Source organism: Aeromonas sp. HMWF014 (genome assembly GCF_963878295.1).
GTDB classification, from domain to species: Bacteria; Pseudomonadota; Gammaproteobacteria; order Enterobacterales; family Aeromonadaceae; genus Aeromonas; species Aeromonas popoffii.
Map to the genome: position 1 here is coordinate 1 of NZ_CAWNYS010000410.1, position 2,574 is coordinate 2,574.

The following is a 2,574-nucleotide window of genomic DNA, read 5'->3' on the forward strand; positions in this document are numbered from 1 at the left end:
CTGCTGGCTGCTGGAGCAGGATCTCATACCGCGCATACCACAAGAGGGCTCCGTCGGCGCCAGCGGCGATCTGACGCCGCTCTCCTACGTCGCCGCCGTGCTGGTGGGGGAGCGCGAGCTCCATCACGATGGCGCGCTGCGTTCCGCCGCCGAGGTCTATCGGGCGCTTGGGATCACCCCCCTGACCCTGAGACCCAAGGAGGGCCTGGCGCTGATGAACGGCACCTCGGTAATGACGGCGCTGGCCTGTCTCGCCTACGCCCGCGCCGACTACCTGATGCGGCTGGCGACCCGGATCACGGCGCTGGTGAGCGTCGCCATGGGGGGCAACGCCTTCCACTTCGACGAGCGGCTGTTTGCCGCCAAGCCGCACCCCGGTATGCAGGGGATAGCGGCTTGGCTGAGATCGGATCTGGTGGCCGGCGAGCTGCCGCGCCACAGCGACCGGCTGCAGGACAGATACTCATTGCGCTGCGCCCCCCACGTCATCGGTGTTGTGGCCGACAGCCTGCCCTGGTGGCGCCAGCTCATCGAAAACGAGCTCAACAGCGCCAACGACAACCCGCTGATCGACGGGGATGGGGAGCATGTGATGCACGGTGGCCACTTCTACGGCGGCCACATCGCCATGGCGATGGACAGCATGAAGACGGCCATCGCCAATCTGGCGGACCTGCTGGATCGCCAGCTGGCCCAGCTGGTCGACACCAAGTTCAACGGCGGCCTGCCGAGCAACCTCTCGGGAGCGCTGGCCGGGCGGCAGATGATCAACCACGGCTTCAAGGCGGTGCAGATCGGCGTCTCGGCCTGGACTGCGGAGGCGCTCAAGCAGACTATGCCCGCCAGCGTCTTCTCCCGCTCCACCGAGTGCCACAACCAGGACAAAGTGAGTATGGGCACCATAGCGGCGCGCGATGCCCTGCGGGTGCTGACCCTGACCGAGCAGGTCGGGGCAGCCTGCTTGCTGGCGGCGGTACAGGGGGTCGAGCTGCGTCTGGCCCAGCCCACACCCTTCAGCCGCCCGCTCAGTCCGGCCCTGGCCCATATGGTGCAACAGGTGCGGGCCGAGTTTGCGCCTCTGCTGGAAGACAGGGCGCTGGAGCAGGAGCTCAGGGCGCTGATCGCCCGCCTCCGTCAGCGTCACTACCCCCTTTATCAGGAATCTTCGCTATGAGCCGTACCCGGATTGCGCTGGAACCCTGGCAGATCAGCACTGAAGTGGAAGTGACCATCCCATTTCACGACGTGGACATGATGGCTGTCGCCTGGCACGGTCACTACTTTCGCTACATAGAGCTGGCCCGCTGCGCCCTGCTGGACCTCATCGATTACAACTACCCACAGATGGAGGCCTCCGGCTACCTCTGGCCGATCATAGACACCCGGATGAAGTACCTGGCACCGCTGCGCTTCGGCCAGCGGGTGCGGGTGCGCGCCACCCTGACCGAATACCAGAACCGCTTGAAGATCGACTACCTGCTGAGCGATACCGCGAGCGGCACCCGCACCAGCAAGGGCTACAGCATCCAGGTGGCGGTGAGCAAGGCGAGCGGCGAGATGTGCCTAGCCTCGCCCCAGGTGCTGCTGGACAAGCTGGGGGTGAGCCAATGAGCTGTCTTCTGAACCGGCTGATGGTCGGACTGGCCCTGCTGCTGGCGTTGCCGCTGCAGGCGGCCCCCCTGAGCCGTGACCAGGTGCAGCAGCTGCTGACCCTGAGTCCGGTCAGACAGGCCCATTTCGAGCAGGAGAAACAGGTGGCGGGGCTGAGCCAGCCGCTCAAGGCCTCCGGCGAGCTGCTGCTGGTGCGTGACCTGGGTCTCTGGTGGCAGCAGCAGCAGCCCTTTGCCCTGACCCTGACCCTGACGCCGCAACGCATGGTGCAGCAGGTAGCGGGTCAGCCCGCCACCGTCATCGACAGCCCGCAACTGCTTGAATTCAGCCAGATGTTGCTGGCGCTGTTCGGCTCGGACGAGGCGACCCTGCGCCGCTACTTCAAGATCGATTTTCAGAGCACGGAGGCGGGCTGGCAGCTGCTGCTGGTGCCGACCCTGACGCCGCTGGACAAGGTGTTTGCCAGTCTCACCCTGAGCGGGCAAGGGCAACTGGATGAGCTGGTCATTGCCGACAAGCAGGGTGACAGCACCCGCATCCGTTTCAGCGCCTGGCAGGAGCGAACCCTGCCACTGACCCCTGAGGAGCAGGCCCGCTTTGCTACCCACTAGCCCCGCATCGCACCCTGCCACTGCCCTTGGTTTGGCCGGGAGAATCTACCTTGCTGCAATCTGAAACCACTTGGCGCCGGCTTGGCACGATCTGGATCTGCCTCTGCCTGCTGCTGGTGGCCGTGCTGGCCTGGCAGCTGCCCCACAGCCGCATCAACACCAGCCTGATGGATCTGTTGCCCCACGAATCCCGCAGCGATCTGGATCCGGCGTTGCAGCAGGGCTTGCTGCAACAGCTCGATCGCCAGCTGGTCTGGATGCTGAGCCTGCCTGCCGGACAGAACGGACAGGCGGCGGCCGATCTGTGGGTAAAACAGCTCGACCAGATAGCAGCCTTCTCCCATATCAAGGG

Annotated in this window: 3 protein-coding genes and 1 pseudogene; all 4 read left to right on the forward strand. The window is 65.3% G+C overall.

The features are described 5' to 3' along the window. Positions 1-1,174, forward strand: a 1,174-nt coding sequence (locus tag AAC083_RS16440; protein ID WP_108537170.1) for an HAL/PAL/TAL family ammonia-lyase, incomplete at its 5' end; no start/stop codon positions are given. 11 nt (positions 1,175-1,185) lie between these two features. Further along, complete coding sequence (locus AAC083_RS16445; RefSeq protein WP_108537172.1) at positions 1,186-1,611, forward strand: acyl-CoA thioesterase; 426 nt, start codon at positions 1,186-1,188, stop codon at positions 1,609-1,611. Next, positions 1,608-2,222, forward strand: coding sequence for an outer membrane lipoprotein carrier protein LolA (locus AAC083_RS16450; RefSeq protein WP_108537171.1), 615 nt, complete (start codon positions 1,608-1,610; stop codon positions 2,220-2,222). Before AAC083_RS16445 ends, AAC083_RS16450 begins: the two co-directional genes overlap by 4 nt. Positions 2,223-2,272: 50 nt before the next feature. After that, positions 2,273-2,574: pseudogene (locus AAC083_RS16455) on the forward strand (MMPL family transporter); the annotation flags it as partial.